Origin of the sequence: Thalassospira lucentensis (assembly GCF_001613805.1) — a bacterium.
GTDB lineage: Bacteria > Pseudomonadota > Alphaproteobacteria > Rhodospirillales > Thalassospiraceae > Thalassospira > Thalassospira lucentensis_A.
Window position 1 is genome coordinate 223,172 of the sequence record NZ_LPVY01000013.1, and the last position, 18,274, is coordinate 241,445.

Genomic DNA, 18,274 nt, shown 5'->3' on the forward strand with positions numbered 1-18,274 from the left:
CCCGCTGAAGCAATTCAGCGGGTTTTTTGTTGTGTATGTCCGGAATATTATCCCGCGTCACCGGCGTTAACCGGGATGCATGCGACCTTTTCCTTACGAAGGGCAGCACAGGCACTACGTGCTTCCTGTTCGCCACCAAATCCAAGCAGACGGGCGCGGTAAACAATACCGGATCCGTTGCTTTGCTGTTCAACCGCTGCGCGGGTCAGGCGCAGAACATCGGGGGCTGTGCGTGCCGCGGCAAGGACGGCTTCCTGTGCGCGTCGCTGATCGCTAAATGCACCAACCTGAATGCCCCAGCCGCCAGTTTCAGGCGAAAGGCGGGCAACAACCGTTTCAGTGTCGATGCGACCGGGCTGTTCGACCTCGTTCGCATTGTTCTGTTTGGCCATCAAAAGCTGGGTATCAGCCGGAAGAATTTTGCCATCCGGGCTGATGCGAGGGCGCGGCGCGATGATCTCGCCATCTTTCTTGAGGTCAAGATAAGCCTGATCAAGAAGCTTCTTCATCTGGTCATCGCGCGACCGGGCCGTCCGGCCACCAAAGACAACACCAATCAACCGGCGGCCATTGCGATTGACCGAGGCTACAAGGTTAAAGCCCGACGCATTGATATAGCCGGTCTTGATCCCGTCGGTTCCGTAGTAGGACGCCAGAAGGTTGTTATGGTTGCCATAAGTACGCTTGCCATAGCTGAACTTCTGGGTGCTGAAATAATGGTAATAGTTGCCGTAATCCTTCCGCAGCGACACGGCAAGGCGGATCATATCGCGCGCCGTGGTCAGCTGGCCGCGATTCGGGAGACCCGATGCATTGCGGAAGGTGGTGTTTTTCATGCCGATCTGACGCGCCTTGGCTGTCATCATCTGGGCAAACTTTATCTCGGTCCCGCCAAGATGTTCAGCGACGACAACGGCAATGTCATTTGCCGATTTGGTCACGAGCGCCAGAATGGCATCTTCGACCGAAATTTTTTCACCGGGCTGAAGACCAAGTTTCGAAGGCGCCTGGCCCCAAGCACGTTTGGAAACTTCCATGCGGGTCGAAAGCGATACCTTGCCGGAATCAAGTGCATCAAACAGCATGTAAAGCGTCATGATTTTGGTCAGTGATGCCGGATAAACTTTATGATCGGCGCGATATTCATGCAGAACATCGCCGGTTTCGGCATCGATAACCATGGCGGTATAGGTACGCGCCATCGCAGCCGGCGTTGTAAACACAACAGCAGCAATGATCAGCATCATCACGGACAGGGCACAATAAATCCTGCGACCTTGCAATTGCCACATCGATTGACTTTCATCATTTCTAACGGTGGCCATCGCTTTTGGCCCAAGACGGGTCTTAAAACGCATTTGACGGGCTCGGCTTTACGGTGATCCCCAAGACGAAATATGATCAGTATCTCATCGCGGCATTAAAAAAATGCTTAACACGTGTCCCGATAAACTGATTTGCCGCCTTGTTGCGGTCTCATTTTTTCGTCAGTCTCAATTTATATCCGGCAAAAGGTTAAAAATCGAGGATCGAATGCGTAAAAAAATAATGTCTGTTGTCAGTAAGATAAGAACAAAATCATCAATTTTAAGAGGAAGTGCCCTTTCTGCAGCCGGATTGATTGCTCTTTCAGCATGCAGTTTTACCGGTACAAGCGATATCGAAAATCCCCTGGTACGCAAGGGAACCTGGTTCTCGTTTATCAATGCGGATGACATTCGAACCGCCTGTTCTGCCGGGGACGCAGAAGGACGGATTCGCCTTGTCTACAATGCTGATTATTATAAGGAAACGCGCAGCTACGATCTTGTTCCCAAGAACGGCGCAGAGCAGTTTGAAATGGTGTCACGGATATTTGGTCCGCTTGACGTCAGCGAGGTGAATGTCGAGGTAACAGCTCCTCTTGGTGCTTTCGGTGGTACAGAATCGCGGGAAAACCTGTCGCGCGGGCAATATCTTGCCCTAACCGACGCGCTTCAGTCCGACGGTTTCGGATATCAAAGCCGTGACGGATTGCGCCTGCATTCCGACGACTATTACTGGGTTGCGATCGGATGTTCGTCACAAAACATCACGCTGGCAGCCTGGACGTCTGCCAAGGACGATTTGCGCGCTTTGACTTTCCCGAATGTGCTGGAAAATCTTTCGGGGTTGGAAAAACCATTGCCCCAGCCGCCAGCATTCGGCACGCCAAAGCAGCCTGATCCGTTTTACAGCAAGAATGACAAGCAGGCCGAGTCTCGCTATTTCTATCGCACGGTTCGCGGAAATCAGCTGCGATAAGAATTTTCAGGGCAAATAACACCAACAAAAATGGCACGTGATATCACGTGCCATTTTTGGTTTTCATGACTGCTGAACATAAGGATTAGCGTAACTTTCTACCTAAGCGATTGAACGAAATCCGGTTTTTGAAAATCGATTTTCGTGGTTACAGATCGTCAGGTTCATCGGCACTGATTAACGTGATCCTTCAAATAAAAATGTCACCAAAGCTACCTTGACGGGGTGCGGTTGTTCCATCTAGGGTTATGTTGCGATGCAGCATTAATTTGAATGCCAAGCCCAGTCCTAGGAGGTCGACACATGGTGACTCCTCGCAAAAAAACTGCGCCCGGTTCAGCTAAAACAACCCGAACCAAAACCAAAACCTCACCTCGTGCAAAGACAGCACAGAAAACGCCTTCCGGTGTCAGCAAAAAGTCGGCTGCAGCCCCGGCAAAGGCCGCGGCAGTCGAAATTACCGAAAGCCCGGCGGCGCGGCCAAAGCGTGTGGTCACAACTTCTAGTGCGCTGGAAACAGAAGCCTTGCGTCAGACCCCCGTGGAAGAACCGCCAAAGGCTGTGGCCAAGACATCGAAACCCGATGATGTGAAGCCGGAGGCAAAGGAAGCATCCTCTGCCGTGTCGCAGAATACCGCGGTCCCGGCGAAGGCCGAGGAGCCGGTAAAACCCGCTGAGACAGAAAACAAGGCTGAGGCGAAACCGCAAGCAAAGCCTGAACCGGCAAACGATTCGCAGGCAAAGGCAGCCGCGACCGACATTGATGCCAAAAGTTCCCCGTCAAAGGGGCGCATATCCACCGGGTCCACGTCGGCAAAGGCCAAGGGAGAAGTTTCGACAAGTCCCAAGCCTGCCAGCCGCCCCAAGGTCATTGCCAAGTCGAAAAAGCCCGCTGTTTCGACTTCAAAAACAGCAGGCGCATCCAAATCGTCCGTTTCTGGCAATAAGGCGCCTGCTGCCGCTGCCCAAACGGCTCAACCTGTAAAGAAGGCTACGATCGTGACAGAGGAACAGAAACCGGCTGCCACTGTTAAATCGGCTACGGTGGCGAAGGCCGCGCCGAAGGATAACCCAACCGAGAAAGCCACTGCCGAGGTCAAGGTCACGGCAAAGCCGGCAGTTGCCGCTGCCAAGGTCGATGCCCCTGATGTGACTGCATTTGGCATGATGACGCTTGAGCCGTTCGCGGAGCTCTGGAAGGCACCCGAAGTCGATGCCATGGTTGCCGCGACCCAGGATGCTTTCGAAGGCAGCATGACCGCTGCCAATGATGTTATCGCCCAGATGGCCGAAAAGTTCACCGAACAGGCAGATATGTTTTCCGATGCAGGTACGCATATGATGGCCAGATACGAAGAACTGATCGAAACGCAGCAGAAAAGTCTCGATGGCGTTTGGCAGATGTCGACCGACCTGATGGAAAAAAGCGGTTCATTCGGGGCTGAACTGGTTTCCTGGGCGCAACGCGAAATGGATGCTTCGCAGGCTGACCTCGAAGCGCTTGCAAAGGTTGAAAGCCTCTCTGAACTGCAGGAACTGAACGAGCGTATCTTTAAACGCTATGTCGAATCCGGCATGTCGGAGGGCGAGAAAATTCAGAAAATGATGTTTTCAGCCTTTTCCGACGGGTTTGCCGCAATGAGCAAAGCCGTAGGAGTGCCGCTTAAATAAGCGCACCTGACGCAGGGCAAGGTTTGCTGCATTAACGTACCGGAACGGACATGGTCGGCGGATCATGTCCGTTTTTTTGTTTTTGCACTGATATTTACGGCAAAACCGATGAAGTTTTGCTGATGATCTTGCACCGCGTCAATCTCGGCCTACATGAATTTGGGATGAGGTTAATAAGCGTTTTGTCGCTGCGGACTTTGAAACAGATGTTCAATGACCTATCATGGAGACAATGCAGAACAAAAGGGTTCCGGTAAGCAGATTATGAGTGAACAGGACAATGACGGTGGTGGTCTCCCGAACACGGGGATCGTAACGAAGACACGGCCAAAGACGAAGAAGCCGTCCATGTACAAGGTGCTGTTGCTGAATGACGACTACACCCCCATGGAATTCGTTGTCCATGTGCTTGAACGGTTCTTTGAAAAAGGCCGGGAAGAGGCGACCGCGATTATGCTTCAGGTTCACCGCAAGGGGGTCGGGGTATGTGGTGTCTTTACCTATGAAATTGCGGAAACCAAGGTCAACCAGGTCATGGATCTGGCGCGGCAAAACCAGCACCCGCTGCAGTGCACGTTAGAGAAGGAGTGAAACATGCTCTCACGTAACCTTGAAGAAAGCTTACATCGTGCGCTGGCTTATGCGTCTGAACGGCGTCATGAATACGCAACGCTGGAACATCTTCTGTTGTCACTGACCGAAGATCAGGATGCGTTGTCGGTGCTGAAGGCCTGCCGGGTCGATGTTGACCGTCTGCGTTCGGATTTGCTGGAATTCGCCGATAGCGAACTTTCCGGGCTGATCAGTGCGCGTCTGGTCGATCCCAAGCCAACGGCCGGGTTCCAGCGCGTGATACAGCGCGCAGCCATTCATGTTCAATCCTCCGGACGTGAAGAAGTCACCGGGGCGAATGTGCTGGTCGCGCTGTTTTCGGAACGTGAATCGCACGCGGTTTATTATCTGCAATTGCAGGACATGACCCGTCTGGATGCGGTCAATTACATTTCGCATGGTATTGCCAAGGCGCCGGAACTGAACGAACGCCGCATTCCACGCGGCGCCGAGGAAGAAGTTGCGCCCGGGGCAACTGCCGATACTGAGGAAGGGGCAGCGGCCGGTGAAGGTGAGGCCCTCAAGGCCTATTGCGTGAACCTCAATGTCAAGGCGCAGAAGGGCAAGATCGATCCGTTGATCGGTCGCCAGAGCGAGATCGAGCGCACCATTCAGGTCCTGTGCCGCCGCACCAAAAACAATCCGCTTTATGTCGGTGATCCCGGGGTTGGCAAAACTGCCATCGCCGAAGGTCTGGCGCGCCGGATTGTTGATGGCGATGTCCCCGAAGTTCTGGCCGATGCCACGATCTTTGCCCTTGATATGGGCGCCCTCCTGGCAGGTACCCGCTATCGTGGTGATTTCGAGGAACGCCTCAAGGCTGTCGTCAAAGAGCTTGAAGAGTTCGACGGCGCGGTTCTGTTCATTGATGAAATTCACACCGTCATCGGCGCAGGTGCGACTTCGGGCGGGGCAATGGATGCCTCGAACCTGTTGAAACCGGCTCTTGCCAGCGGTTCGCTTCGCTGCATCGGTTCAACGACTTACAAGGAGTTCCGCGGCCATTTTGAAAAGGACCGTGCCCTGGTGCGTCGTTTCCAGAAAATCGATGTCGAGGAACCTTCTCCCGAAGACACGATCAAAATCCTCAAGGGGCTCAAGCCCTATTACGAGGAACATCACCACGTCAAATACACCAACGAAGCCATTCGGTCCGCAGTTGAACTTGCATCACGCTATATCAACGACCGCAAGCGTCCCGATAGCGCGATTGATGTGATCGACGAGGTCGGGGCATCCCGGATGCTGGTGGCTCCAAGCAAGCGCAAACGCACGATTTCCAAACGCGATGTCGAGGAAATCGTCGCCAAGATCGCCCGCATACCACCAAAATCGGTATCGACCGATGATCGCAAGGCGTTGGCCAACCTTGAACGTGATCTCAAGACTGTTGTCTTTGGTCAGGACAAGGCGATTGAGGCCGTCGCCAGTGCAATCAAGCTGGCACGTGCCGGTCTGCGCGAACCGGAAAAGCCGATTGGCAGTTATCTGTTTTCCGGCCCGACAGGTGTTGGCAAAACCGAGGTTACCAAACAGCTGGCGCATGTCATGGGGATTGAGTTCATCCGTTTTGACATGTCGGAATATATGGAACGCCACAGCGTTTCACGACTGATTGGTGCGCCGCCCGGTTATGTCGGGTTTGATCAGGGCGGGCTTCTGACCGATTCCGTTGATCAGCATCCGCATGCGGTTGTCCTGCTTGACGAGATCGAAAAAGCCCATCCGGACCTGTTCAATATCCTTTTGCAGGTCATGGACCATGGCAAGCTGACGGATAATAACGGCAAGACCGTTGATTTCCGCAATGTTGTGCTGGTGATGACCACCAACGCGGGCGCATCGGATATGGCAAAACCGCCAATCGGTTTCAAACGCGAAATGCGTACCGGCGAGGACGAAGAAGCGATCAAGCGGACCTTCTCTCCGGAATTCCGGAACCGTCTGGATGCGGTCATCCCGTTTGCCAACCTGCAGCCTGATGTCGTCAAGATGGTGGTAGACAAGTTCATCCTGCAGCTTGAAGTCCAGCTTGCGGATCGGAATGTCTCGATTGAACTGACCGAAGCTGCACGTACCTGGCTTGCCGAGCGGGGTTACGATGTTGCATTTGGGGCGCGTCCGTTGGGGCGTGTCATTCAGGAGCACGTCAAAAAGCCGCTGGCCGAAGAATTGCTGTTTGGCAAGCTCGAAAAGGGCGGGGCGGTTCTGGTCGATATCGAAGACGATGCCGTTATCTTCCGCTATCCGGAAGAAAATGGTGGCGGATCGAAAAAGGAAAAAGATCCGGAGATGGCAAACTGATTGTCTCGTGATCGATTACCTTGTCATTAAGTTTTGGCAGGTTATTGTAATTGCCCGGAACAGTTGTTTCGGGCAATTGCTTTTGATGGCGCATAAAAAATAATGAACCAGGTGACACAGCGGAAATACCGGGATGAGGTCGAGACGTTTTTGTCGAGGCTTGAGACGCAGGCGCGTAAGCTTGTCGCGCTGGCAGATGTGATTGAAAAGACGGTAGATACAACCGAGGTGACCGGTTACAGGCCGTTTCGCGAAGAAGTCGATAACTTCAAAGCGCTTTCACTGGTGATTACGGACCGTCTTGCCAAACTTGAAAAGCACCCCAAAAAAGACGAGCTCGAAGAGCAGTTTCACAAGCTTCAGATCCTGATGCTTCGGATTGTGATTAAAACAAGTCTCAAGTTTTTCTTTGTGATGAGTGCCAAACCGGTTCTGCCGCTCGGGGCGCGCGAAATGTTCCAAAGCGAGCTTCGGACTCTTTATGAAGCCGAACGCATGATCTCTCATCCGCGATATGTCAGTCATCTTGACGAGTCTGCCAAGGATGACCTTGAGGTCGCCAAGGAAATTCTCCAGGAAATTATTGAAAATGCTCCAGCTTTGCTGAATTTCAGCAAGCGCAAAAAACGGAAAGGGCCAAGTCGTAACGCTGGGTAATCGGCAATGATCAGGTCGGGATCATGGCCTTGAATCGCATTTTGCAAAATGCAAAGATTTGTGTTCGCATTTTGCAATTTTATTTGTCGCAATATGCGAATAAATTTTGAAGTAATTGTCTTTTCAATATTTTCTTGCCCGACAATCGGCGCAATTCAGGGATTTTTACGCGCTTCCAAAAACTGGCACACCCTATGCATAGGTGGTGTCGGACAGTTGTTCTTTGCAGGGGCGCATCTTGCGCCTGGAACAACGTAATCTTCTGCAGTTTGCTCGTGTCCCAACCAAACTCAGCGGCGGTTTTCCCGCCGCTTTTTTCTTGTCTTCTCCGAATTCCCCATGTTTTTCATGTAGATGATTTTACATCCTCTACTTGAAAGCATGCGTGTGAGGATTCACATAGGCATTAGGGCTTCTGCCCTTTTGGATAGGTCTGTTTGGTGGCGTAGCGTCATACCGAAACAAACAAATAATCTGCGCTACGCCGGAGAGGAAACTATGAGAACCTTTTTGCGCGCTTGCACTGCCCTGGGGGTTGCCGGAATGATCGGCTTCATACCGTTAGCAGCAGATGCAAAATCCGAACTTCCAGGCGAACCCGGTACCATGATCTCGGACGACATGATCCGCGACGTTCGTGAATGGTTGGCCAATCCCGTCGTCGAGCTTTCCATCACTTCGCAAAACCGTTTGCGCGTTGGAATGACGCAGGATCAGATTGATTCTGCCGACAAACAGTGGGTGGCAGAGCGTGAGGCGGAAGATCAGCCGCTTGTTGCCGCCATCCTGACAAACCCTCTTTCGAGTTACCTGACCCAGATACAGGCCCGGTCCGGTGGCTTGCTGGCCGAGATATTTGTGATGGACCAGATGGGGCTGAATGTCGGGCAAAGTTCGATTACGTCCGACTTTTGGCAGGGGGATGAAGCAAAATTCAAGAATACCTTCCCCAAAGGTGCCAATGCGGTCTTCATTGATGAGGCCGAATATAATGAAGAAACCGATACCTGGCGCTCGCAGCTCAATATGACGATGTCGGATGCGCAGGGGACGCCGATCGGCGCTGTTACGATCGAGGTCAACCTTAATGAACTCGCACGCCGTCAACAGCTCTAGGGGAGATGGAAAATGAACTTCTTCAAAAACCTTTCCATACCGGCCAAGCTGACAACCTGCTTTGCTGTGATGATTGTGGTCATTCTGATGGTTGCCGGCGCCGGGATGTTCGCAACATTCCAGGTCAAATCCGCAAATGAGCAACGTGACTATCTCGCTGATTTCGAACGCGATTATCGCAATCTTGACCGTGCCTATCTGATGGCACGCCAGGAACTCGTCTATTTCCTGACAACCGGTGACCGGATCGGGCTTGAAAGCTACGAGAAATCGCTGACCGAGATCGATGCCCGCACGGATGTTCTGAAAACCTATGCGACGATCAACCCGACTATTGCCGGTCTGATCGAGGAAATGGACAGTGCCATTGACCGCTGGGAAGAAATTGCAAGTCAACAGGCCAAGCTGATGCGTCACTATCTGACGGTCAACCACGCCCGTGCCATCGAGGCATCCGGAGAACCGCGCGAATTGTCTGACAGCGTGTCACGGATTGCCCTGGAACTTGCAAACAACATTGACCAGATGAGCCTTGAAGTCGAAAACCGTGTTGAACGGGCCATGATGCTCTTCCAGACGACGCTGGGTATTGGTGTTGCTTTGCTGATCGCGATGGCGGCACTGTTTGGCGGAACCCTGTCGCGGATGATCGCAACCCCGATCCGCAAGATGACGGATGCCATGGGAAGTCTGGCATCAGGCAACCTTGATATCGAAATCCTTGATATGAAGCGTGCCGATGAAGTCGGCGCGATGGCCAAGTCGCTTGAGGTGTTCCGCGAAAACGCCCGGGAACGTGCCCGCATGGCAGAACAGGAACGGATCGAGGCCGAACGCCAGATCGAACGCAGCAAACGTATGGGAACACTGACCGCCGGGTTCGATCACAAGATCCAGGAAGTTCTTTCGGCAGTGAATGTCGCACTTGATGAAGTGCGCAGTGCGTCGGAAACCCTCTCGTCACATTCGGTTCGCGCCAATCAGGATGCGAAAAATGTGGCAGAGCAGGCACAGGAATCGTCAAGCAACATCGAAACGGTTGCATCGGCAACAGCACAGCTTTCGGCATCAATCGCCGAAATCGCCTCGCAGATTGCACGTGTTACCGAAATCACCCAGCTTGCGGTGGAAGAAACCGAACGGACCAATCAGCGTGTTGCGCTGCTTGATGATGCCGCACAAAGTGTCGGGGAAGTCGTTAGCCTGATCAGTGATATCGCTGATCAGACCAACATGCTGGCACTAAATGCGACGATTGAATCGGCACGTGCCGGTGATGCCGGCAAGGGCTTCGCGGTTGTGGCGGGCGAGGTCAAAAACCTTGCCGCCCAGACGGTGAAGGCAACCGAACAGATCACGGCGAAAATCACCGAAATGCAGGGTGAAACCGGTGCTGCCGCCGACGCTGTTCGCGGTTTTGCCGAAACGATCCATAAAATCGACGAACTGATGTCGGTTGTTGCCAGTGCCGTCGAAGAGCAGGGGGCTGCAACCGAGGAAATTTCACGCAGCGTCGAAGGGGCTGCCAATGGTAACGTCGCCATTTCGAACGCGGTGAAAAACGTGGCCGAGGCAACAACCGAAAGCGGTGACCTTTCGCATGGCCAGCTTGACTGCGTTGGCCGTCTCGCAGCCGCCAATGACGAGCTCAGATCCCATGTGAACGGCTTCCTGAACGACGTCAGGGCTGTCTAGAATTCCCGCTTGGTCGGGGGAACCGGAAGGGGCGCGGTGGTCATGCATCGCGCCCTTTTTGCTTGACCGTTCTGCCGTTTCATTCCTGCCTGAACGGGCTGTGCTCGGCCATGATGAATTCGCGGTCCTGCGCGATGTGGCTGCGTTCCTGATCAAGAAAACGGGCGACAGCATTGCGAAGGCCCTCATCTGCAATCAGATGTGCCGAATGGGTCAGAACAGGTTCATAGCCGCGCTGGATCTTGTGTTCACCCTGTGCCCCGGCTTCGACCGTTTTAAGACCGCGTTCAATCGCGATATCAATCGCCTGATAATAACAGGTTTCGAAATGCAAAAGTGGTGCCCGGTCAATGGTGCCCCAGTTGCGCCCGTACAACGTATCCGATCCGATCAGGTTAAGCGCCCCGGCAACCATGTCGCCATCCCGAAAGGCCGCCACCAGAACGGTCCGGTCACGTAATCTTTCATGCAAAAGTTCGAAAAATTCCCGCGTCAGATAGGCCTGACCCCATTTGCGGTCCGATGTGTCATGGTAAAAGGCATAAAACCGGTCCCAATGCGTTGCTTTAAGGTCATCACCCGATAGCACTTCGAAACTGTATCCCGCATCGCGCACCTGTTTACGTTCTTTGCGCAGGTTTTTGCGCTTGCGCGAATTAAGCGCGCCAAGGAAGTCGTCAAAGCCGGCGTAACCGCGATTGTACCAATGATATTGAATGCCGGTTCGGGGCAGAAACCCGGCATCTTCCATCGCCCGGCTTTCATCACCGCTGCAAAATGTTACATGCAGGCTGGCAATGCCAAGCCGTTCGGGCAGGGCGCAAAGCCCGCTGATCAGGAGCTTGCGGATGCGTTCCGGTGCCGGATGATCGGACCTGATCAAAAGCCGCGGGCCGGGTACGGGGGAAAACGGCACGGCGGCCTGCAATTTCGGATAATAACGCCCGCCCGCGCGCTCATATGCCTCTGCCCAGCTCCAGTCGAAAACATATTCGCCGTATGAGTGGGATTTGACATAAAGCGGCACAATACCGGCAACCGTGTCGTCGTCATCTGTCACCAGCAGATGAAAGGGTTGCCAGCCGGTATCGGCACAGGCAGACCCGCTATCTTCCATCGCCGAAAGAAAGGCAAAGCTGACAAACGGGTTGTCTGCGCCAGCGCATCTGTCCCAGTCGGTTTGGCCAATTTTATGGATATCGGTAACGGTTCTTATCTCGGCAGGCAAGATGGGGTCCCCTGTATTCAATCCTTGGTCGCCGCCCGGACCTGCATTCTATACGCAATAGCCGGTATATGCGTTCAGAAGATAGGCGTATTGCGTGTTTGCGCAAGGGAAAGCCTTTGACGCAAGCCGCCTTAAGCCCTATTTCATTGGGCCAAGGGCGCGTAACGTTACGGCCCTACGGCTCGGGAAATGCCCGTGTCGCCCTCGCAAAGAAAAGGATGGTGCGCCGTGAACAGCAAGCTTTCGTTGGAGAAGGACAAGATCAAGATCGTCCTGCTCGAAGGTATCCATGAAAACGCTGTAAAGATGTTCAAAGAGGCCGGCTACTCTAATGTCGACCACTACCCTGCTGCTCTTGATGCGGATGAATTGAAATCCGTCGTCTCCGAAGCGCATTTTCTGGGCATCCGTTCCCGCACCAAACTGACCGAAGACGTTATCGATGCCGGCTCCAAGCTAACCTCTATCGGCTGTTTCTGCATCGGCACCAATCAGGTTGACCTGAAGGCTGCCGCGATGCGCGGTATCCCGGTCTTCAACGCACCCTATTCCAATACCCGTTCGGTCGCCGAACTGGTTCTGGGCCAGATCATCATGCTGATGCGCGGTATCCCGCAGCGTGACAAGGCTGCCCACGCCGGTGGCTGGCTTAAAAACGCCAAGGGCTCCTACGAGGCACGCGGCAAGACCCTGGGCATCATCGGCTACGGCCATATCGGGTCGCAGCTGTCGGTTCTGGCTGAATCGCTTGGCATGAACGTCATTTATTATGACGTGATCAACAAGCTTGCCATGGGCAATGCCACCTCGTGCAGCTCGATGGATGAATTGTTGGCACGGTCGGATGTTGTTTCGCTGCATGTTCCGGCCAACGAACAGACCAAAAACATGATCACCGCGGCTGAAATCGCCAAGATGAAGCCGGGCGCGCATCTGATCAACGCGGCACGCGGCAATGTCATCGTGATTGACGATCTGGCGGCTGCCCTTGAACGCGGCCATCTGGCCGGTGCAGCACTCGACGTTTTCCCGGTCGAGCCTGCGGGCAAGGATGAAGAATTCCAAAGCCCGCTTCGTGGCATGCCGAACGTGATCCTGACCCCGCATATCGGCGGTTCCACTCAGGAAGCACAGGAAAATATCGGTGTCGAAGTTGCCGACAAGCTGATCACCTATTCCGATAACGGATCGACGCTTGGTGCGGTTAACTTCCCGGAAGTTTCCCTGCCGGTGAAGGACCGCAAACACACCCGTTTCATGCATATTCACCGCAACGTTCCAGGCGTTCTGTCGAAAATCAACGACGTGTTTGCCACCCGCGGCATGAATATCAGCGGCCAGTATCTGCGTTCCGAAGGCGGCGTGGGTTACGTGGTTGTCGAGGTCGACGAGGAAATCCAGCCGGGTCTTGGTATCCGCAAGGAACTCGAAGCCATCGACGGTACGCTTCGGGTCCGCTTCCTGTTCTGATCGGACCGGAAATCGAGTCACAAAGGCGGCGGTGCAATTTGCATCGCCGCTTTTTTATTGGTCGTGGCGTAAGACTGGTATTGAAAATGTAATACCAATAAATACCAGTTTTACGGAATTATGATCATTACCGGCTGCCCTGAACATTGTGGTACTCAAAAGGTATCGTTCATGATTGGATTGCCCTGCTGAGTTTGGTTGACTTCACAGTAGGACAAGAACAATGACAATAAAGAAATTGGCTGTTGGTTGTGGTGTTTCGCTGATGCTGGCGGGCGCGGTTTTTGGCACGGCACTGGCGGCAGATGCCACGGACGGGGCGCGTATTCGCGAACTGGTCGACACGGGAATGCATTATTACTGGTCGGGTGGCGACATCAAAAAGGCCGAGGCCGAAGTATTCAAGGGCATCACCCTGCATGGTCGATACGATGTCGTTGAACAGGCCTTTGCCGAGGCGTCGAAACTGGCACCCGAACGGATTGATCTGCGATACGGGATCGCATCGGCCCGTATTCTGCAAAAGAAACTCGACGAGGCGGCCGAAACCTATATCGGGATTACCCGCGTCGATCCGCATGCCTTCGATGCCTATACATGGCTGGCGGCACTGGCCCATATTCGCGGTGATGACGATCAGTATCGCAATTATATGGATGCGATGGCCGGCATTGACCGCGACAGTGCGGATGCCTATCGCAAACGCTTCCTGCGCGCGGATGCCAACATGGCCGAGGCCCCCAATCAGGACGTCCCGGTACTGGGCGAAAAATCCACCATCGTCATTCTGGGTTATGCGCTTGCCGAAGATGGCACCATGCGCGAACCGCTGATGCAGCGCCTTGAAATCGGCCTGAAGGCGGCAAAAGAAAACCCGACCGCGCGTGTCATGGTAACGGGGGGGCAGCCGCAATCGGGTGTGACCGAAGGCGACATGATGATGCGCTGGCTGGTCGAGCAGGGCATTGATCGCGACCGGATCATGGTTGAGGACAAGTCAAAAGACACCGTTGGCAACATGCTGAATATCGCAAACCTTCTGAACCGGCACACCACCGATGATGTCATTCTGGTCACCAGTGCCAGCCATATGCGTCGCGCCAAAACCGTGCTTCAGGATGCGCTGGATCAGTATGGTCTGGATGCACCGGTTCATCCCCTGATCGCACTGGATTTCGACAACATCGAAGAAGCATCGAAAGTCAGCGACAGCGAAAAGCTTGTCGTCTATCGCGATATGCTGCGCGTATCAGGCATCTGGGCATTCCCCGGCCTGCAGCAATAGTCAGGCAATTCGAAATCGCCGATCAAACAGTGAACTGACGCCCATGTGGCGTCAGTTTTCGTTTAGGGGCGCAGCAGAAGGATTAAAGTTTGCGATACATGATCAGCGCGTCGGTTTCGCCATGTATCGGGTGCAAATAGGCACCGGGCAACCGTCCGACAATTTCAAAGCCAAGCTGCGGCCAAAGATGCACGGCGGCCTTGTTACTGGCGATGACGAAATTGAACTGCATGGCCCTAAAGCCGCGATCCTTTGCACGGATCAGCGAGTCTTCGCACATCCGCCGCGCAATTCCGCGTCCGCCTGCATCCGCGGCGGTCATATAGCCGCAATTGGCGACATGCGCGCCATTGCCCGGCTGATTGGCCTTCAGGTAATAGGTGCCGACAATCTGCCCGTCTTCCTCGGCAACAAGGGTTTCCTTGTCCGGCCCCATCCAATAGGCACGCACTTCGTCATCGGTCATGTTGGTCGGCATGACATAGGTTTCACCAGCACGCAGGACCGGGGCAACGATTTCAAGGATTTTCGGGATGTCATTCTGTGTGGCAGGCCGTATCTGCATCGGGATGTTCAGTCTTTTCTGGAAGGGATGCGGGGTCGGGCAGGGGCGATGGCGTCAATGATCACCTTGCTGCAATACCTGTTCGATAAATTCGGGATCGGCTTCAAACGGAAGGCTTGCCCGTCCGGCAAGCGCACGGGCAAGATCGGAACGATAGCGTTCCCGCGGGATTTCGACCACCCCGAACTGTTTTAAGTGATCATTGACGAATTGGGTATCAAGCAGTGTGTAACCGCCCTGCCGCAAAAGGGCGACAAGATGCACCAGCGCCACCTTTGATGCATTGGTCGCGCGCGAAAACATGCTTTCGCCAAAAAACGCCTGACCAAGGCTGACGCCATAAAGCCCGCCTACCAGCCTGCCATCAAGCCATGCCTCGATCGAATGCGCACAGCCCATCTTGTGAAGCGCGCAATAGGCATCAAGAATATTGTCATTGATCCAGGTATCGTCCCGGCTGGCGGTGGGTTCCGCACAGGCACGAATGACATCGGGAAAGGCTTTGTTCACATGGACCTTGAATGTCCCCTTGCGCACGGCTTTGCGCAGGCTTCTGGGTACATGAAAGCCATCCAGTGGCAATACGCCACGCCATTCCGGGTCAATCCAGTAAAGGGTCGGGTCATCATGGCTTTCGGCCATGGGAAACAGGCCGACCGAATAGGCACGGATCAACAGATCAGGGGTCAGTTGGTTCGACATGATCGCGGTGATAATGGTTTCGGTCCTGTTTGCAAGTCGTCTGTTTACATATGTGAACGCGCACTGGTCTGACAAGATAGCAGCTTTCGGTCCGTCAGCTATCTTTGGCATGATAATCGAAATGGATGATTAATTCTTCGTACCGGGATCGGTAAAATGCTCGAAATTTCTTCGCTGCTTGTTTTGCCGGGGCCGCCATCGCCTCGCGCCTGATGCATCGTGCTGGGTTAACGGAAATTCCCAAACAAAAGCGGGGCTCCCGAAAGGAAGCCCCGCTTTTTCGCGTCGGGATAAAGAAAATTACTTCTTCATGCCCATGAATTTCTCCAGCCAGTGAATATCGTAATCACCTTTCTGGATATCGGGCTGTGCCAGAAGCTTCTGATGCAGCGGAATGGTGGTTTTGATCCCGCCAATCGCATATTCGGCCAATGCACGGCGCAGGCGCATCATGCATTCTTCGCGGTCACGGCCATGCACGATCAGTTTTGCGATCATGCTGTCGTAATAGGGTGGGATCGAATAGCCGGTATAGATACCGCTATCGACACGCACGCCCAAACCGCCCGGTGCATGATATTCCTTGATCTTGCCCGGTGACGGCACGAAGGTTTCCGGATCTTCGGCATTAATGCGGCATTCAATCGCATGGCCGTGAATTTCCAGATCTTGCTGCGTAAAGGACAGTTCAAGTCCAGCCGCAACGCGGATCTGTTCACGCACAAGGTCAACGCCTGAAATGGCTTCGGTTACCGGATGTTCGACCTGCAGACGGGTGTTCATTTCGATGAAATAGAACTCGCCATTTTCATACAGGAATTCGATCGTCCCGGCATTGCGATAGCCCATGCCACGCATGGCGTTGGCAACGGTCGATCCGATGCGTTCGCGTTCTTCCGGTGTCAGCGTCGGCGAAGGGGCTTCTTCAAGCACTTTCTGATGGCGGCGCTGCAACGAACAGTCGCGTTCGAACAGATGGACGGCATTTCCATGGGAATCGCCGATAACCTGAAGTTCGATATGGCGCGGTTTGCCAAGGTATTTTTCCATATAAACCGCGGCATTGCCAAAGTTCTGCAATGCTTCCTTGCGGGTCATGGAAAAGGCTTCGGCAAGGTCTTCGTCGCGCTCGACCACTTTCATGCCGCGGCCGCCACCACCACCCGATGCCTTGATCAGGACCGGATAGCCGATTTCCTTGGCGCATTTCTGGGCTTCGGCAACGGTGGTGATTTCCCCGTCCGACCCCGGAACAACCGGAATGCCCAGTTTTGCTGCGGTCAGTTTGGCTGTGATCTTGTCACCCATCATGCGGATATGTTCCGCCGACGGACCGACAAAGGCAAAGCCGTGTTCTTCGACCATGGCGGCAAAGTCGGCATTTTCCGACAGGAAGCCGTAACCCGGATGGATGGCTTCCGCCCCGGTGATTTCGGCAGCCGACAGGATCGCCGGAATATTCAGATAGCTGTCTTTCGATGCGGCCGGGCCGATGCAGACGGCTTCGTCTGCCAGGCGGACATGCATGGCATCGGCATCGGCGGTGGAATGCACCGCGACAGTTTTGATGCCCATTTCGCGGCAGGCGCGCTGAATACGAAGCGCGATTTCGCCACGGTTGGCAATCAGGAGTTTGTCGAACATGCGGTGTTACCCCGGCTTATTCAATAATGACCAGCGGCTCGTCATACTCGACCGGATGGCCGTCGGTTGCGATGATCTGGGTAACCTTGCCGGACTTCGGTGCACGGATCGGGTTAAAGGTTTTCATCGCTTCGATCAGCATCAGGGTCTGGCCTTCGGAAACGCTGGAACCGACCGAAATGAACGGTGCGGCACCGGGTTCCGGCGCGAAATAGACGACACCAACCATCGGCGACTTAACAGCACCTGGATGCGAACCCGCATCGGCAGGAGCCGCCGGAGCAGGGGCCACAGCAGGAGCAGCGGCAACCGGTGCAGCTGCCGGAGCGGCTGCAACCATGGTGCCCTGACGGGCGACGCGGATGCGATTGTCGCCTGCGGCAACTTCGATCTCGGTCAGGTTGGTCTCGTCCAGCAGCTCTGCGAGCTGGCGAATGGTATCGTTGTCGATGTTGAACTTGCTCATTTCGATATCTTTTATGATGGTGTGTGGATCAGTGATCTGATGGCATCAAGGCCAAGAATGTAACCCTGCGCGCCAAAACCACAGATCATGCCTTTTGCAGCTTTCGAGACGTAAGAATGATGTCTGAATGCGTCCCGCTGATGAATATTTGACAGATGCACCTCGACGACCGGCAAATCGGATGCCAGCAACGCGTCAAGGATCGCAACCGATGTGTGCGTATATGCCCCAGCATTGATAATAATGCCAGCAGCTTCTTGCCGGGCTTCCTGAATCCAGTCAACCAGCTCGCCTTCGTGATTGCTTTGGCGAAAGACGACGGACAGGCCAATCTTCGACGCATGTGCAGAACACATGTTGTCGATATCCTGCAAGGTGGTCGCACCGTAAATTTCCGGCTGACGCTGTCCCAGCAGGTTCAAATTCGGCCCATTCAGAATGTAGACGGGTTTTGTCATCCGTTCCCACATGCCCAACATATAGTGATGCGTTTATAACACGACCAAAGTCTGACGCAACGTTGCATTCGGACGAGGCATGTGACTGTAACCACACGATCATGTTGGCATCATCGCC

At 54.1% G+C, this 18,274-nt stretch carries 17 protein-coding genes; 9 read left to right on the forward strand and 8 right to left on the reverse strand.

What is annotated here, in order from left to right; all coding sequences use genetic code 11:
- Positions 1 to 47: 47 nt before the first annotated feature.
- A complete protein-coding gene (locus tag AUP42_RS13240) occupies positions 48 to 1,358 on the reverse strand; it encodes a D-alanyl-D-alanine carboxypeptidase (RefSeq protein ID WP_231858281.1) in 1,311 nt (436 codons plus the stop codon).
- A 259-nt stretch (positions 1,359 to 1,617) separates the two neighbouring features.
- Here AUP42_RS13240 and AUP42_RS13245 point away from each other — a divergent pair, with 259 nt between their 5' ends.
- Positions 1,618 to 2,283, forward strand: a complete 666-nt coding sequence (locus AUP42_RS13245; RefSeq protein ID WP_231858282.1) for a hypothetical protein — start codon at positions 1,618 to 1,620, stop codon at positions 2,281 to 2,283.
- 530 nt (positions 2,284 to 2,813) lie between these two features.
- Here the strand turns inward: AUP42_RS13245 and AUP42_RS21785 are convergent.
- Positions 2,814 to 3,227: a hypothetical protein gene (locus AUP42_RS21785; RefSeq protein WP_197468286.1), complete on the reverse strand. Its 414-nt coding sequence runs from the start codon at positions 3,225 to 3,227 to the stop codon at positions 2,814 to 2,816.
- Positions 3,228 to 3,282: 55 nt separating this feature from the next.
- Here AUP42_RS21785 and AUP42_RS21790 point away from each other — a divergent pair, with 55 nt between their 5' ends.
- The 6 genes from AUP42_RS21790 (at position 3,283) to AUP42_RS13275 (ending at position 10,338) form a co-directional block, all read left to right on the forward strand.
- Positions 3,283 to 3,954: a phasin family protein gene (locus tag AUP42_RS21790; RefSeq protein WP_197468287.1), complete on the forward strand. Its 672-nt coding sequence runs from the start codon at positions 3,283 to 3,285 to the stop codon at positions 3,952 to 3,954.
- 264 nt (positions 3,955 to 4,218) lie between these two features.
- Positions 4,219 to 4,545, forward strand: coding sequence for an ATP-dependent Clp protease adapter ClpS (clpS, locus tag AUP42_RS13255; protein WP_062952188.1), 327 nt, complete (start codon positions 4,219 to 4,221; stop codon positions 4,543 to 4,545).
- A 3-nt stretch (positions 4,546 to 4,548) separates the two neighbouring features.
- Positions 4,549 to 6,870 (forward strand): ATP-dependent Clp protease ATP-binding subunit ClpA, encoded by a 2,322-nt coding sequence (gene clpA / locus AUP42_RS13260; RefSeq protein WP_062952080.1) that lies wholly within the window; start codon positions 4,549 to 4,551, stop codon positions 6,868 to 6,870.
- A 102-nt stretch (positions 6,871 to 6,972) separates the two neighbouring features.
- Positions 6,973 to 7,527 carry a hypothetical protein gene (locus tag AUP42_RS13265; protein WP_062952081.1) on the forward strand — a complete coding sequence of 185 codons (555 nt, stop codon included), beginning with the start codon at positions 6,973 to 6,975 and terminating at the stop codon, positions 7,525 to 7,527.
- Positions 7,528 to 8,025: 498 nt separating this feature from the next.
- On the forward strand, positions 8,026 to 8,643 hold the full coding sequence (locus AUP42_RS13270) for a hypothetical protein (RefSeq protein WP_097052370.1): 618 nt from the start codon (positions 8,026 to 8,028) through the stop codon (positions 8,641 to 8,643).
- Between the two features lie 12 nt (positions 8,644 to 8,655).
- On the forward strand, positions 8,656 to 10,338 hold the full coding sequence (locus tag AUP42_RS13275) for a methyl-accepting chemotaxis protein (protein WP_062952082.1): 1,683 nt from the start codon (positions 8,656 to 8,658) through the stop codon (positions 10,336 to 10,338).
- A 79-nt stretch (positions 10,339 to 10,417) separates the two neighbouring features.
- Here the strand turns inward: AUP42_RS13275 and AUP42_RS13280 are convergent, their stop codons facing one another.
- Positions 10,418 to 11,566, reverse strand: coding sequence for a GNAT family N-acetyltransferase (locus AUP42_RS13280; RefSeq protein ID WP_062952083.1), 1,149 nt, complete (start codon positions 11,564 to 11,566; stop codon positions 10,418 to 10,420).
- 189 nt (positions 11,567 to 11,755) lie between these two features.
- Between AUP42_RS13280 and serA the strand changes: the two genes are divergently transcribed.
- Together serA and AUP42_RS13290 are read left to right on the forward strand one after the other, a co-directional pair.
- Complete coding sequence (serA, locus tag AUP42_RS13285) at positions 11,756 to 13,036, forward strand: phosphoglycerate dehydrogenase (RefSeq protein WP_197467382.1); 1,281 nt, start codon at positions 11,756 to 11,758, stop codon at positions 13,034 to 13,036.
- Between the two features lie 223 nt (positions 13,037 to 13,259).
- A complete protein-coding gene (locus tag AUP42_RS13290) occupies positions 13,260 to 14,321 on the forward strand; it encodes an ElyC/SanA/YdcF family protein (RefSeq protein WP_197468288.1) in 1,062 nt (353 codons plus the stop codon).
- An 82-nt stretch (positions 14,322 to 14,403) separates the two neighbouring features.
- On the opposite strand, the gene AUP42_RS13295 is transcribed toward AUP42_RS13290, so the two are convergent.
- The 5 genes from AUP42_RS13295 to aroQ form a co-directional block, all read right to left on the reverse strand.
- Positions 14,404 to 14,886 carry a GNAT family N-acetyltransferase gene (locus AUP42_RS13295; RefSeq protein WP_062952085.1) on the reverse strand — a complete coding sequence of 161 codons (483 nt, stop codon included), beginning with the start codon at positions 14,884 to 14,886 and terminating at the stop codon, positions 14,404 to 14,406.
- Positions 14,887 to 14,940: 54 nt separating this feature from the next.
- Positions 14,941 to 15,588: a leucyl/phenylalanyl-tRNA--protein transferase gene (gene aat, locus AUP42_RS13300; protein WP_062952086.1), complete on the reverse strand. Its 648-nt coding sequence runs from the start codon at positions 15,586 to 15,588 to the stop codon at positions 14,941 to 14,943.
- Positions 15,589 to 15,888: 300 nt separating this feature from the next.
- The gene (gene accC / locus AUP42_RS13305; protein ID WP_062952087.1) at positions 15,889 to 17,232 is read right to left on the reverse strand and encodes an acetyl-CoA carboxylase biotin carboxylase subunit; all 1,344 of its coding nucleotides are present in this window, start codon (positions 17,230 to 17,232) and stop codon (positions 15,889 to 15,891) included.
- A gap of 16 nt (positions 17,233 to 17,248) precedes the next feature.
- Positions 17,249 to 17,698: an acetyl-CoA carboxylase biotin carboxyl carrier protein gene (gene accB, locus AUP42_RS13310; protein WP_062952088.1), complete on the reverse strand. Its 450-nt coding sequence runs from the start codon at positions 17,696 to 17,698 to the stop codon at positions 17,249 to 17,251.
- Positions 17,699 to 17,709: 11 nt separating this feature from the next.
- Entirely contained in the window at positions 17,710 to 18,156 is a 447-nt protein-coding gene (aroQ, locus tag AUP42_RS13315; RefSeq protein ID WP_062952191.1) for a type II 3-dehydroquinate dehydratase, read from the reverse strand.
- Between the last annotated feature and the right edge of the window lie 118 nt (positions 18,157 to 18,274).

Excerpts from the sequence above, each read along its gene's own strand:
- AUP42_RS13240 (WP_231858281.1), bottom strand. The coding sequence starts at position 1,358 with ATGCGTTTTAAGACCCGTCTTGGGCCAAAAGCGATGGCCACCGTTAGA.
- clpS (WP_062952188.1), top strand. The coding sequence starts at position 4,219 with ATGAGTGAACAGGACAATGACGGTGGTGGTCTCCCGAACACGGGGATC.
- clpA (WP_062952080.1), top strand. The coding sequence starts at position 4,549 with ATGCTCTCACGTAACCTTGAAGAAAGCTTACATCGTGCGCTGGCTTAT.
- AUP42_RS13265 (WP_062952081.1), top strand. The coding sequence starts at position 6,973 with ATGAACCAGGTGACACAGCGGAAATACCGGGATGAGGTCGAGACGTTT.
- AUP42_RS13270 (WP_097052370.1), top strand. The coding sequence starts at position 8,026 with ATGAGAACCTTTTTGCGCGCTTGCACTGCCCTGGGGGTTGCCGGAATG.
- AUP42_RS13275 (WP_062952082.1), top strand. The coding sequence starts at position 8,656 with ATGAACTTCTTCAAAAACCTTTCCATACCGGCCAAGCTGACAACCTGC.
- serA (WP_197467382.1), top strand. The coding sequence starts at position 11,756 with ATGCCCGTGTCGCCCTCGCAAAGAAAAGGATGGTGCGCCGTGAACAGC.
- AUP42_RS13290 (WP_197468288.1), top strand. The coding sequence starts at position 13,260 with ATGACAATAAAGAAATTGGCTGTTGGTTGTGGTGTTTCGCTGATGCTG.
- AUP42_RS13295 (WP_062952085.1), bottom strand. The coding sequence starts at position 14,886 with ATGCAGATACGGCCTGCCACACAGAATGACATCCCGAAAATCCTTGAA.
- aat (WP_062952086.1), bottom strand. The coding sequence starts at position 15,588 with ATGTCGAACCAACTGACCCCTGATCTGTTGATCCGTGCCTATTCGGTC.
- accC (WP_062952087.1), bottom strand. The coding sequence starts at position 17,232 with ATGTTCGACAAACTCCTGATTGCCAACCGTGGCGAAATCGCGCTTCGT.
- accB (WP_062952088.1), bottom strand. The coding sequence starts at position 17,698 with ATGAGCAAGTTCAACATCGACAACGATACCATTCGCCAGCTCGCAGAG.
- aroQ (WP_062952191.1), bottom strand. The coding sequence starts at position 18,156 with ATGACAAAACCCGTCTACATTCTGAATGGGCCGAATTTGAACCTGCTG.